The sequence below is a fragment of the Kitasatospora sp. NPDC059646 genome (assembly GCF_042734615.1).
In the GTDB taxonomy this organism is placed as follows: domain Bacteria; phylum Actinomycetota; class Actinomycetes; order Streptomycetales; family Streptomycetaceae; genus Kitasatospora.
This window is the reverse complement of sequence record NZ_JBHWDS010000026.1, coordinates 50,782-63,233: the sequence shown is the minus strand read 5'-3', so window position 1 is coordinate 63,233 and position 12,452 is coordinate 50,782. Positions and strand designations below refer to the sequence as shown.

The window sequence follows — 12,452 nt, the reverse complement described above, 5'->3', positions numbered from 1 at the left end:
CGTCAGCGGGTCCCGACCGCCGCACGGACCGCGCGGCGGGCCAGCGCCGCGTCGTCGTACAGCCGGCGGATCATGATCCGCTGCTCCTCGCCCGCACCCGGGAGGTCGTGCAGCCGCAGTTCGCGCATCAGCACCAGGGTCAGGTTCACCAGGAACGCGTCCCGGGCCAGGGTGCCGCCGGACTGCGCGAGTTGGCTGATCTGGCGGCGGGCCGCCGTGTCGCCGGACAGCACGCTCCACAGCACCGCCAGGTCGTAGCCCGGCAGGTACCAGCCGGCCTGCTCCCAGTCCACCAGGACCGGACCGGACGGCGCCAGCAGCATGTTGCCCAGCAGCGCGTCGCCGTGGCACAGCTGCCACGGCACCGAGGACAGCCCGTGCAGCAGGCCGCGCAGGTCGCCCGCGTCCCGGTCGGTCAGCAGGCCCAGCGAGTGGAACCGGGTGATCTCCGTCTGGTAGTCCATCGGCTTGCCGAACACGTCCGTCGGAGGCCGCCACAGGTTCAGCGTGCGCACCGCGCCGAGCACCGCCCGCACCTCGCCCGGCGTCGGCGCGTTCACCGGGTGCCGCTCACGGGCCGCCGGACGGCCCGGCACCCGCTCCAGCACCAGCACGCAGCGGTCGTGGTCCGCCGCCACCAGCCGCGGCAGCCGCACCGGCGGACGGTGCCGCACGAACGCCCGGTACACCGCCACCTCGTGGTGGAACCGCTCCACCAGCAGCTCCGCCTGCGCACTGCGCAGCGCCCCCGGCGCCAGGCACTTGGCCACCACCGGCGCCCGGCCGATGGTGCCCGCGACCAGGATGTGCCGGCTGCCCTCCCGGAGCACCTGGCGCGGCAGGAACGCGGGACATATCCGCGCGACGTTGGCCAGCACCGCACGCACCGCCGGAGTCTGCAGCGCGGCCGGATCCACCCGGTCCACGAACGCCTCCCCGCCCCGGCCCGGCATCGGACGACCGAGCCGGCCGAGCTGCTCCGGCAGCGGACGGGTCACCAGAGTGGTGCGCCCGCGCGGGTCGCGCACCTCCGTCCCGCGCGGAGCGGGCCGTCCCGCGCCGGCGGTCGGGGGGCGCAGACCGGGACGTGAAGGGCGCGCGGCCGCGCCGTCCACCCCGGTCGGGGCTGTCGGGCGGGTACCGGTGCTGGCTGTGGAGTACATGGGCGGGTGAGGGTCCTTCCTTGACCGGCGGCAGAGCGTCAGAGGCCCGGGCGATGCTGGGGTCGGGCCGCCGGGTGGGTCGCGGGCGCCGGGCACGGAGCCGGACCGCCGAACCGCCCGCATCCTGGGGAAATGCGTCCGGTCCGACCGCCGTGCCATGCCCGGTGCCCCCGCGCCACCCGGTCGCGCCACCCCCCGCACCGCTCATCCGGGACCGGCACCTGACGGGCCGTCGGGTGGACATCCGGGCCGGTCGGTGGCCGTCCCGAAGCGAAGTCGGGGTGGCGCACATCTACCTGACACCCGATCGGCACTGGCACACCATCTGGCGGACCCTGGCGAACCCTGGCGAATGGGCTTCTGGCATGTGACAGAGCCACTAGGGTTTTTCCCAGCCGAGGAACCTGGGGGCTTCAGTTGAGCAGGGGGCCGAACACCAGACTGGCCGACCACTTCGCCCTGACCGGATGGTCCAAGGGAGAGCTGGCGAGGCTGGTCAACCGGCGGGGAGCGGCACTGGGCGAGCAGCAGCTGTCCACCGACACCTCCCGGGTTCGGCGCTGGATCGAGCAGGGCGAAATCCCGCGCGACCCGGTGCCGAGGGTGCTGGCCGCCGTGTTCACCGAGCGGCTCGGCCGTGTCGTCACCACCGAGGACTTAGGTCTCGAACGACACCGGCCCACCAGGTCCGGCAGCACGGCACCACCGCCGACGGAGCCAGGGGCGCCGGATCGGACGGCCGCGGTCCTCACCGAGTTCACGGGAATGGACCTCATGCTGAACAGACGCGGACTGGTCGGCGCCTCCGCCGCCCTCGCGGCCGGCGCGATGATCGCCGACAACCTGCACGACTGGCTCACCGGCGGCGCGGTCGCCGGAGCCGCCGCCCGCCCCGGCCCCCGCCAGGTCCTCACCCGAGGCGGCCCCCGCCCGCTGATCGAGGCCTACGACCCCGGCCCGGTCGGACCGGACGAAGTCGCCGCCCTCGAACGCTCGGTCGAGGTGTTCCGCGCCTGGGACGCCTCCCGCGGCGGCGGACTCCAGCGCAAGGCCGTGGTCGGCCAGCTCAACGAGGTCGGCGGCCTCCTCACCCACCACCACCCCGCCGCCCTCGAACGCCGCCTCTGGACGGTCGCCGCCAACCTCGCCGTGCTGGCCGGCTGGATGTCCCACGACGTCGGCCTCGAACCCACCGCCCAGCGCTACTTCGTGATCGCGGCGCAGGCCGCCCGGGAAGCCGACGACCGCCCCCGGGCCGCCGAGGCCGTCTCCCGCGCCGCCCGCCAGATGCTCCACCTCGGCCGCGCCGACGAGGCCCTCGAACTCATGCAGCTGGCCCGGGCCGGCACCCGCCCCGCCGACGGCGCGCTGCCCCGCACGCGCGCCATGCTGGGCACCGTCGAGGCCTGGGCGCACGCCTCCCTCGGCCGCTCCGAGGACACCCGCCGCGCCCTCGGCGAGGCCGAGGCCCTGTTCGTCCAGGACACCGACCGGCCCGCCCCCAGCTGGATGCAGCTGTTCAACGAGGCCGAACTGCACGGCATGCAGGCGCTGGTGTACCGCACCCTCGCCGAACACGACGCCCGCGCCGTCCCGGCCGCCGTCCACCACGCCCGGCAGGCGATCCGGCTGCGGCAGCGCACCGGCCGGGAGCGCTCCGCGCTGCTCGACCGGATCACCCTCGCCTCCGTCCACTGGATCGCCGACGAACCCGACGCCGCCCTGGCCGAGGCCGGGCGCGCCCTCGACTCGATCCACCAGACGTCCTCCAAGCGCACCTGGGACCGGCTGCGCGAGATGCACCGGCTCTCCGCCCGCCACCAGGGGCTGCCCGCCGTCGCCGAACTGCGCGAACGGATCCGCGCGGCACTGCCCGCCCCCCGCGCGCCCCGGCCGATCTGAGGCCCGCACCGGCGGACGCCCGCCGCGGTGGGGCCGGCCGGCGCCCGCCGCGGCGCCCCCGCAACGTCCGGAACCGGTCGATCCGGTACGGACGGACCCGGCTCGACACGGTCGTACCTGCGGAAATCCGTTGCCCTGTGTGCGGATCGGCCCCCCAGGCGGTAACCTTCGGTGATTCCGGCGCCCGGGCGCCTGAGCTGTGCCAACCGACCCCGGCGACGGAAATCCCGTTGCCACGACGACCGCCGCAACGGATGCTGACCTCATGTTCGAGCCAGTGATAGCGCCCAGCGCCAGCCTCCTCGGCCTCCTGCAGAGAGGCCGCGGAGACGGGCAGCTGCATGCGTTGGCCGCAGACCGCGACGAGGCGATCGCCGCCGTCGAGAGCTGCGTGACCAACGACCCCCGCGCCGACTGGCAGGTCGAGAACCGCTCCCTGTACTACGCGCGGCTCTACATGGAGTTGGAGGCCCCCCTCACCGGCCTCGAACTCCACCTCACCTCTCCCGAGGACGCCACCGACACCGACGAGGCCCGCACCGGCCTCGCCCTGGCCGTGCTCGGCCACCTCGCCGGCTACGGCCGCCGCGACGCCCTCGACCTGCTGCGCGCCTACACCACCACCGGGACCAACTGGGCCTGGGCCCTCGACGAACTCGCCCTGCGCGACACCGACGACGCGCTGCTCGCCCTCGCCCCCGCCGTCCTGAGCCGCTTCCCGGCCGGACCGGAGGGCGACGCCGAGCTGCGCGAAGCGATCCGCGCCGCGTACGAGCCGCGGGTGTGGCGGCTGTGGGCCGTCCACCACCCGAGGGTCGCCACCGCGAGCGAGCAGTCGCCGTTCGACCTGTGGCAGCGGCAGCTCAACCGCCCCGGCGTCACGCCGGGCTGGTCCACCGCCGACGTCCTCGCCTGGGCCGACCAGGGCGAGGGCACCGAACCCGGCGCCCTCGCCCGGCGCGCCGCCGCGGCCGCCCGCTGCCTCACCGCCGTGGTCCGCCCCGAGGACGCGCCGCTGCTGCGCGAGGCCGCCGCCGGCGGCCCCCCCGGCGCCCGCTGCGCGGCCCTGCGGCACCTCGTCGAGCAGCGCGACCCGGCCGCCGCCGAGCACATCGAGGCCGCCGCCGCCGACCTCGACCACCGGATCGTCGACACCGCGCTGGAACTGCTCGGCCGGATGCGAGGTCCCGAGGCGCTCGCGCACGCCCGCCGCTGGGCCGACCCGGCCACCGGCAGCGCCGACAGCGCCCTCGGCCAGGCCGCCGTCCGCCTCCTCGCGGACGCCGGCGAACCCTGCGACGCCCCGCTCGTGGTCGCCGCCCTCCACCAGTGGATCTCGCTCAACGGCGTCACCGGCACCGCCCTCGGCAGCCTCGTCGACGGCATCGGCCGGCTCCGCGCCCACGCCGCCGTGCCCGCCCTGCGGCACGTCTACGGCGAAGCCGCCTCCTCCGAACTGCGCGGCCGCGCCGCCCAGGCGCTCGCCGTCACCGACCCGTACTTCGGGGAGGGCCCGGCCGTCGAATGCCTCTGGGACTGCGAGGAGACCACCCGGGAACTCGCCGCGACCCACGTCACCACCACCGGCGACGCCCGGGTCCTGGAACGGCTGCGCCGACTGGCCGCGGATCCCGCCGAGGAAGCCGAAGTCCATGCCGCCGTTCGCGGCCGCCTGACCGCCCGCGACCGGTAGAGTCCCCTCCATGCAGCGACCGCGAGCGCCCCGCCACGTCCTGACGGCCCTCCTCACCCTGGGCCTGGCCCTCGGGACGGCCGGCACCGCCGCCGCCCACGTCGAGGTCAACTCCTCGACCGCGCAGGCGCTCGCCGTCGATGCCACCGTCACCTTCTCCGCCGAGGGCGAGTCCTCCACCGCGGGCATCAAGGACCTCAAGGTCACGCTGCCCGCCGGACTCACCCCCGCCGACGTCACCCCGGTGACGACCCCCGACGGCTGGACGTACACCGCCACCGCCGACGGCTGGACGGTCGCCGGCCCGGCCCTCGCCCCCGGCGCGGCCGCCGAGTACTCCGTCAAGATCCGTCAACTCCCCGCCGCCGCCTCGGTGGTGTTCAAGACCCTGGTCGACTACTCGGACGGACACACCGACCGGTGGATCGAGATCCCCCAGGGCGACACCAAGCCCGAACACCCCGCCCCCGTCCTCGCGCTGCGCCCCGCCGCGGCCGGAGCGACCCCGCTGCCCGCCGCGGCGCCGACGGCCGCCCAGAGCTCCGCCGCACCCTCCGCGACCGCGACCGCCACCGCCACCGTCACCACGACGGTCACCTCCTCGCCGTCGCCCACGGCCGCCACGACCGGCGGAAAGTCCGACGACTCCGGCGAGAGCACCACCGCGATCGTCCTCGGCAGCCTCGGCGCCGTCGTGGTGCTCGGCACCCTGATCGCCCTCGCCGTACGCCGCCGCTCCTCGCGTCCCGGCCGCTGACCCCCGGCCACCTCCGCCCGACTGTCGCCGGCGGCTGCCAGGATGCCGCGCATGAGCATCCTCGGCAGCTACCTCCGGCTCGCGCCCGCCGACCTCGACCGTGCCGTCCACCAGCCCGGCCGGGCCGTGCAGTTCTGGCACGAGCAGGCGGAACGGGACGAACTGCGCGCTCCCGCCGAGCGGCGCTGCCACCGCCCCGGGACGGCCTGGCCCGTCCTGGCCCACCTGCTCGCCCGCCACGACCTCCCCGCCGACCTCGTCCACGGCGACCGGCCCCTCGCCGGTGACGAGGACGGGAGCTACGGTCCGACCCGGCTGCTCACTCCCGAGCAAGTCGCCGCCCTCGCCGGCCGGTTGGCGGTCCTCCCGTTCGACGTTCTGGTGGCGGACCGCACCCCGGCCGGCCTGGCCGCCGCCGGCCTCGGCCCCACCGCCCTGTGGGCGGACCCGTACGCCTTCGAGCACCTCCGCGCCGAGTACGCCGCCCTGCACGCCTTCCTCGACCGCACCGCCCGCTACCGCCACGGCCTGCTGGTCCGGTACGCATGACCGACCCGCCGGAGCACCCGGTGCCCGTGGCGGCGGGAGGTGCGTCAGGCCGGTCGGCCGTGGGGGAGGGTGCGGACGGAGACGGAGAGGAGGGGGAGCAGGGTCAGGGCCGCCTGGGTGAGGGCCGCGGTGGTGGCGAGGGAGTGGGCGCCGTACTGGGCAGCGAGCGGGCCGCAGGCCAACTGGCCCAGGGGGATGGCGAGGTAGGAGAACACGTCGGCGTGCGAGGAGACCCGGGACAGCACGCCGGTCGGCAGGTGCTCCTGGAGCGAGGTGTCCCACGCGGTGGCGGCGAGGGCGCTGCCCAGGCCGGCGGTGAGGGCGGCGGCCAGCAGCCAGGGGAGGGGGGCGTGCAGGCCGAGCGCGAGCAGCGGCAACGGCAGGGTCAGGCCCGCGAGTTGGCCGGCGGCCAGCAGGCGGGGGAGGGCCAGCCGGTACAGGGCGGCGCCCGCCAGCAGCAGGCCGGCGCCGCGGGCGGCGAGCAGGGCGCCCCAGAGGGCGGGCCCGGAGAGCTCCGGGCCGAGGATCTGCCAGGGACCGGTGAGCAGCAGGTTGGTCGCGCAGTAGGACCAGGTCGTCCACCACACCCAGCGGGTACCCCGGAACGCCGTCCAGCCGTCCCGCAACGCCGGCAGCAGCGGCGCACGTCGACTTCGGACGCGGCCGGCCGGGAGCCGGGCCAGGCACAGCGCGGCCGGCAGGTAGCCGACGGCGTCGCCCGCCACTGCCCAGCCCGGGCCGACGCTCGCCACCAGCAGCCCGGCCAGCGCCGGGCCGAGCACCTTGCTGCCGTTCGAGGCGATGCCCAGCAGCGCGTTCGCGGGCCGCAGCTGCTCGCGCGGGACGATCTCGGGCAGCACGCCGACCAGGGCCGGTGACGTGAACGCCGTCAGCAGGCCGTTGAGGAACTCGAGGGCGGCGATCGGCCCGAGCGCGTAGTGGCCGGTCAGCAGCAGGGCCGCGACCAGGCCCTGGGTGAGGCCGGCGCCCAGGTGGGTGGCGAGCAGGACGGTGCGGCGCGGCAGGCGGTCGGCGATCGCGCCGCCGAGCAGGAGGAACGCCAGCATCGGAACCATGCGCACGGCGAGCACGACGCCCAGGTCGGCGGCCCGGCCGGAGCCGTCGAGCACGGCGAACGCCAGGGCCACCGGTGCCATCGCGCTGCCGAGCAGGGAGATCGTCCGGCCGGCGAAGAACCAGCGGAAACCGGAGTGGTGAAGGAGTGGTGGAAGCACCCGCAGAGTGTGCGAGGCCGCGCCGCCGGACCTCTATTGTTTCGCCGTTCACCGAAACCTGGAGGAAGGGCAGAGCTCGCCGTGGTGATGCTGAGGCTGGATTCGCTGGCGCTGTCGCGCTCCCGGTTCGCCCTGTCGCCGTTCGCCGAGACGCTCGCCGCGATCGTCCAACTCGCCCGCCCCGCAGCGGAGTCGTGGCACCCCGAGTGGCACGCCCGGCACCGGACCGAGTTCCACGCCAGGCTGCGGGCGGACCCGTACGCGCGCGGGCTGGTCGCGCTGATCTCCGCCACCAAGTGGCTGCCGGACCACCTGGTGGTGCCGCCGGGCGGCGGGATGGACACCACCCTGGAGTCCGAACTCGCCGACGTGGCACGGGTGCCGGACGAGGTGGTGGCGGAGGGCCTGCGGATGTCGCTGGCGCACAGCTGGGAGGACCGCCACCTGGACTGGTTCACCGGCCGCGACCACGGCGCGCGGGCCGCCGAGCTGTTCCGCGAGGTCTGGGACACCCACCTCGCCGCCGACTGGCCCGCCCGCCGGGCCGCCCTGCAGCGCGACGTCACCCACCGGGCCGGACTGCTGGCCGCGCACGGCTGGCCGCGCGCCCTGCACCTGATGAACCGTCGCAGCGCGTGGGTCGGCAGCGACGCGATCCGGTTCAGCGACCGCCCCGGCCCCGACCGGACGGTGGGGGCGGACGGCATGCTGTTCGTCCCGGTCAGCGCCCGCGGCAGCTCCTGGCTCTGCCAGGCGCCGGGCCGCCCCTACGCGCTGGTCTACCCCGCGCGCGGGACGGGCGTCCCCGGTGCCGCGCCGGGCGGCGACCGGGCGCTCGCCCGGCTGATCGGCACCGGCCGCGCCGTGATCCTCCGCCACCTCGACACCCCCGCCACCACCAGCGAACTCGCCGCCCTGCTCGACCAGTCCGTCGGCACCGTCGGCGGCCACCTGGCCGTCCTGCGCGAGGCCGGCCTCCTCGACCGGACCCGCCTCGGCCGCCGCGTCCTCTACCACCGGACCCCGCTCGGCGACCACCTCGCGGACGGTGCGGCCGGAGCCTGAGAGGGCGTCAGGCGAGCCGGTCGGTTCGATACCCGAGGTCGCATCAGCGGGACTGCCGGTCCTGCCTGGCCAGGTGGGCCACCAGCAGGTGCTCTTTGCGGAGCAGCCGTTCGCGTTCCTCGGCGGGAAGGTCGGCCAGTGCGTCCGCCGGCACCCGTTCGGGCGGGACGGCGACCAGCGCGGTGCTGTACACCCGGCAGGCGGCGCACCAGCGGAACACGATGCAGCGCCGACGGCCGGCCGGCCCCGGCAGGTCGAGCCGGTGGAGGTACGAGCGGACGGGGGCGTCGCACTCGGCACAGAGCCGGTGGTCGCCGTCGGGGCGCTCCCGCCACGGCACCTTGAGCCAGTACGGCCGGCGGGCGGACGGGTCTCTTCAAGTCGTCGTCACACCGGGCATCCTGGCATACGCCGGGAACGCCGTGCCGGGCATTCGACGGTCCCGTCAGGCGACGCAGAACTCGTTGCCCTCGGGGTCGAGCATGACCCACCAGCGGCCGATCGGGCCTTGGTCGTGCTCCATGATGCGGGTGGCGCCGAGGGACTCCAGGCGGGCGACCGTGGGTTCGAGCCGGCCGTCGGAGTGGACGTCGAGGTGCAGGCGGTTCTTGCCGGACTTGGGCTCGGGAACGTCCTGGAACAGGATGCGGCGGCCCTTGCCGACGCCGCTCACCGGGTCGAACGGGTCCTCGGGGTGGCGGACGGCCGAGTACCCGCGGAACTGCTTGCGCCCGTCCGGGAGTTCACGGACCGCGGCGGCGGGGAGGCGGCCGCCGGCGAGCAGGGAGTCGATCAGCGGGGTCGGGTCCTCGACCTCGTACTAGAGGGCGGCGGCCCAGAAGTCGGCGATGGCGGAGGCGTCGGCACTGTCCACGACCAGTTTCCAAGCGAGCGTCATGGCACCGCATCCAATCGCACAACTGATCGAGCGGCGACGAGGCTCGCCGCCATCGGCAGCGTGACGCCCGGGCCGCCGGGTGTGCCCGGACGGGGGCGGCGCCGTTCGGTGGACGACAGGGGGCGGGCCGCCGGGTGCGCCCGGAGCCCGCACCTGAGGGGGCGTCAGTGAACCGCGCCGGCGTCCGGGGCCAGCGTGCCCATGGTGACCAGGGCGATGATGGTGATGCCGAGCAGCACGCGGTAGATCACGAACGGCATGAAGCTGTTGTGCGAGATGTACTTCAGGAACCAGGCGATGGCCGCGTAGCCGACCGCGAAGGCGATCAGGGTCGCCAGGATCGTCGGGCCCCAGGCGGGCGCCGGGCCCTCGCCGATCTTGAACAGTTCGAGCGTGCCGGAGGCGAGCACCGCCGGGATCGCCAGCAGGAACGAGTAACGGGCGGCCGCCTCGCGGCTGTAGCCGAGGAACAGGCCGGCGCTGATGGTGCCGCCGGAACGGGAGACGCCCGGGATCAGGGCCAACGACTGCGCCGCACCGTACATCAGCGCGTGCGGGAAGGTCAGCGAACTGATCGGGCGGGCGTTGCGGACCGCGCGCGAGCGGTCGGCGACGGCGAGGATCAGGCCGAACACGATCAGCGTGGTGCCGATCAGCCTGAGGTCGCGCAGCGTGGTCTCGATGGTGTCCTGGAACAGCTTGCCGATGACGCCGATCGGCAGCGTGCCGACGATGACGTACCAGCCGAGCTTCGCGTTCTGGTCGCGCCGCCACTCGGCGCGGAACAGCGACAGCGTCCAGGCCTTGACGATCGCGGCGATGTCCCGCCGGAAGTAGATCAGCACCGCCGACTCGGTGCCGAGCTGCGTCACCGCGGTGAACGCCGCACCCGGATCGTCCCAGCCGGCGAGGGCGGAGAACACCCGGAGGTGGGCGCTGGAGGAGACCGGGAGGAACTCGGTCAGGCCCTGGACCAGGCCGAGCACGGCCCCGTGGAGCCAGTCGATCATCGGACTACCCCCGCGGATATCTCCCGGTGGTTCAGCATGGCGTTGGTCCTGTTCACTCGTGGGGCGGCCCGGCGGCGGCTCGGGGGCTCGGTCCGGTGTGGCCGCATGATAGGGGCACCAGGTGTCGCGGACGTCACAATCGGTCATCTCCGGTCATATCGTCACCAAAGCGGCGTTGGCGGCCGCCAGCGGGGTGGCTGTCGAACGGCCGGGCGCGGCGGGGACGTCGGCGGCAGCCGCGGCAGGTGCGGCAGGTGCGGCAGATGCGACGATCGGGCGGTGGGCGGTGGGCGGTGGGCGGTGGGCGGAGTGTTCGGCGCGCCTTGAGCGGCCGGCCGGTCCGGACGGCGCGCCGCGCACCTGGGCGTCCGGGCACCGGCCCCGGCGGCGTTCCCGGGGGCCGATGAGACGGCGGGGCCGACGGACCGTCAGTTCCCCGCGCCCGCCGACCATTCGGTGCGGGTGAGCTGGTAGACCACGTCGCCGTGCTCGCTGCCGGGGATCGGGTCCGGCCAGTCCTCGAAGAAGGTCCGGACGTGGCGCAGTCCGGCCCGCTCCAGCACCCGGCGGGAGCCGGAGTTCACCGCCATCGTGGTGGCCACCACCCGGTCCGCCCGCAGTTCGACGAACGCGGAGCGCACCAGGGCGAGCGCCGCCTCGGTGGCGTAACCCCGGCCCCAGGCGGTGGGCAGCAGGCGGTACCCCAACTCCAACCCGCCGGCCGGACCGGTCTCCAGGCCCACCGAATGCGCCGGACGCAGTGCGGCCCAGCCGAGGAACGGCTCGTCCGCCGTGGCCAGCGCCCAGCAGCCGAGCACCTCCGGCAGCCGGTCGTACTCGCGCAGCAGCGCCGGCAGCACCTCCTCGGCTACCCGGGCCGGGGCCATCGGTCGCCCGTCCTCCAGGTACCGCATCACCTCCGGGTCGCCGCACAGGGCGGTGACGGCGGGAAGATCGGCGGGGGAGAGGCGGCGAAGGATGAGCCGGTCGGTGCGCAGGCGGACGTCCATGGGGTGAGCAGAGCACTGGCGGGGCGGGCGCGGCAAGCGCTTTCCGGCCGCCCAGGACCTGCTTGCCGCGCGCCGGGCGGCCGGCGGGTCATCGATCGGGCGGTCGTCGCGTTGCCGCTCATCGTCAGCTCGGAGAGGCAAGCGCCTTCCCGCTGCCTGACAGTGCTTGCCGTACGCGGTGCCAACTGGAGCTCGCACAAAGGCAGGTGCACGGTCCGGTGGTGCTGCCTACGATCGGCGGGTGGATCGACGCGTTCCCGTTGGACTGAGCCCCGTGGACAGCTACGCCCTTCGTTGCTTCCGACGAGGCGACGCCGAGCACGTTCGGAGCATCCGGCTCCACCCGGTGCATCCCGACCAGAACCTTGCCCTGTACGTCGGCCGGATCGAGGCGGCTGGCTGGGGCCTTTCGGAGCAGAGCTTCGGTGTCGATGGGGCCTTCCAGCGTTGCGAGATGCGCTTCGTTCGACCGGCTGAGTGATCAAGGGGGGCCTGGAGCCCACGGTTCTCGGCACGCTGCGGTGGGCGATGGCGTAGCAGGCCACCTTGCGGAAGGCCCCGTGGATGTCGTCCCGGACGTCCCAGTCCGTCACCGTCACCGTCACCGGCACCGGCACCGGCACCGTCACCGTCGGCGGCGCGGCTCGAACGGTGGTTGAAGCAGTGGCGCGGCCCGGCGATTCGAACGGACAAGCTCGCCGTCGACCGCCGGGCCGCGCTCCACCTCGTCGCGACCCTCATCCGGGCGTCAGGTGGCTAGTCCGTCTCGACGGGCAGGAGCGCCCAGGCGTTCTGGAGGTCGGAGTCGGAAGGCGCCAGTTCGAGCTCGGGCGGGAAGATCGCCTTCGGCGACACCACCAGTTGCAGGTCCTTGTCGGGGACGCGGATGAAGTAGGGGGCCGGCAGCGGCCTCTGCGGGGCCGGTTCGATCTTCCACTCACGGGTGGGGAAGTCACTCAGCGGCCCCAGGATCACCCTTGCGCCCTTCTCCGGTTCCTTGTAACTCAGGGAGCGAGAGGGGAAGAACTGGGCGGGAGCCTGGATGGCGCAAGTGCCGTCCTCGCGGACCTCCACCCTGAACTGTTGCTCGTTTTCCGGCGCGGCCCCGGGGGCTGTAACGGTCGCACCGCCTTCCCCGGCTGTGAGGACCCGCGCGTCGGGGCCGGTGGC

12 protein-coding genes and 1 pseudogene are annotated in these 12,452 nt (G+C 74.7%); 6 read left to right on the top strand and 7 right to left on the bottom strand.

Translation table 11 applies throughout. The features are described 5' to 3' along the window. Nucleotides 1-2 precede the first annotated feature (2 nt). Nucleotides 3-1,163 carry an aminoglycoside phosphotransferase family protein gene (locus tag ACFV1L_RS19965; protein ID WP_380367543.1) on the bottom strand — a complete coding sequence of 387 codons (1,161 nt, stop codon included), beginning with the start codon at nt 1,161-1,163 and terminating at the stop codon, nt 3-5. Between the two features lie 417 nt (nt 1,164-1,580). Here ACFV1L_RS19965 and ACFV1L_RS19960 point away from each other — a divergent pair, with 417 nt between their 5' ends. From ACFV1L_RS19960 to ACFV1L_RS19945, 4 genes are all read left to right on the top strand, one after another. Further along, nucleotides 1,581-3,065, top strand: coding sequence for a hypothetical protein (locus ACFV1L_RS19960; RefSeq protein WP_380367542.1), 1,485 nt, complete (start codon nt 1,581-1,583; stop codon nt 3,063-3,065). A 265-nt stretch (nt 3,066-3,330) separates the two neighbouring features. Next, on the top strand, nt 3,331-4,758 hold the full coding sequence (locus ACFV1L_RS19955) for a HEAT repeat domain-containing protein (RefSeq protein ID WP_380367540.1): 1,428 nt from the start codon (nt 3,331-3,333) through the stop codon (nt 4,756-4,758). A gap of 10 nt (nt 4,759-4,768) precedes the next feature. Beyond that, entirely contained in the window at nt 4,769-5,515 is a 747-nt protein-coding gene (locus ACFV1L_RS19950) for a DUF1775 domain-containing protein (RefSeq protein ID WP_380367538.1), read from the top strand. Nucleotides 5,516-5,566: 51 nt separating this feature from the next. After that, nucleotides 5,567-6,064: a DUF1877 family protein gene (locus tag ACFV1L_RS19945; protein ID WP_380367537.1), complete on the top strand. Its 498-nt coding sequence runs from the start codon at nt 5,567-5,569 to the stop codon at nt 6,062-6,064. Nucleotides 6,065-6,108: 44 nt separating this feature from the next. Here the strand turns inward: ACFV1L_RS19945 and ACFV1L_RS19940 are convergent, their stop codons facing one another. Continuing rightward, nucleotides 6,109-7,299, bottom strand: a complete 1,191-nt coding sequence (locus tag ACFV1L_RS19940; RefSeq protein ID WP_380367535.1) for an MFS transporter — start codon at nt 7,297-7,299, stop codon at nt 6,109-6,111. Nucleotides 7,300-7,386: 87 nt separating this feature from the next. Here ACFV1L_RS19940 and ACFV1L_RS19935 point away from each other — a divergent pair, with 87 nt between their 5' ends. Further along, on the top strand, nt 7,387-8,364 hold the full coding sequence (locus tag ACFV1L_RS19935; RefSeq protein ID WP_380367594.1) for an ArsR/SmtB family transcription factor: 978 nt from the start codon (nt 7,387-7,389) through the stop codon (nt 8,362-8,364). A 43-nt stretch (nt 8,365-8,407) separates the two neighbouring features. Here ACFV1L_RS19935 and ACFV1L_RS19930 read toward each other — a convergent pair whose 3' ends face one another. The 4 genes and pseudogenes from ACFV1L_RS19930 to ACFV1L_RS19915 all read right to left on the bottom strand — a co-directional run bounded on the left by ACFV1L_RS19930 (nt 8,408) and on the right by ACFV1L_RS19915 (nt 11,282). Beyond that, nucleotides 8,408-8,704 carry a hypothetical protein gene (locus ACFV1L_RS19930; protein ID WP_380367533.1) on the bottom strand — a complete coding sequence of 99 codons (297 nt, stop codon included), beginning with the start codon at nt 8,702-8,704 and terminating at the stop codon, nt 8,408-8,410. Between the two features lie 105 nt (nt 8,705-8,809). Further along, nucleotides 8,810-9,262: pseudogene (locus ACFV1L_RS19925) on the bottom strand (VOC family protein). A gap of 164 nt (nt 9,263-9,426) precedes the next feature. Beyond that, on the bottom strand, nt 9,427-10,269 hold the full coding sequence (locus tag ACFV1L_RS19920) for an undecaprenyl-diphosphate phosphatase (protein ID WP_380367592.1): 843 nt from the start codon (nt 10,267-10,269) through the stop codon (nt 9,427-9,429). 431 nt (nt 10,270-10,700) lie between these two features. Next, complete coding sequence (locus tag ACFV1L_RS19915; RefSeq protein WP_380367532.1) at nt 10,701-11,282, bottom strand: GNAT family N-acetyltransferase; 582 nt, start codon at nt 11,280-11,282, stop codon at nt 10,701-10,703. A gap of 274 nt (nt 11,283-11,556) precedes the next feature. Between ACFV1L_RS19915 and ACFV1L_RS19910 the strand changes: the two genes are divergently transcribed. Beyond that, on the top strand, nt 11,557-11,763 hold the full coding sequence (locus ACFV1L_RS19910; RefSeq protein ID WP_380367530.1) for a hypothetical protein: 207 nt from the start codon (nt 11,557-11,559) through the stop codon (nt 11,761-11,763). Nucleotides 11,764-12,038: 275 nt separating this feature from the next. Here ACFV1L_RS19910 and ACFV1L_RS19905 read toward each other — a convergent pair whose 3' ends face one another. Beyond that, the gene (locus ACFV1L_RS19905) at nt 12,039-12,257 is read right to left on the bottom strand and encodes a hypothetical protein (RefSeq protein WP_380367528.1); all 219 of its coding nucleotides are present in this window, start codon (nt 12,255-12,257) and stop codon (nt 12,039-12,041) included. Between the last annotated feature and the right edge of the window lie 195 nt (nt 12,258-12,452).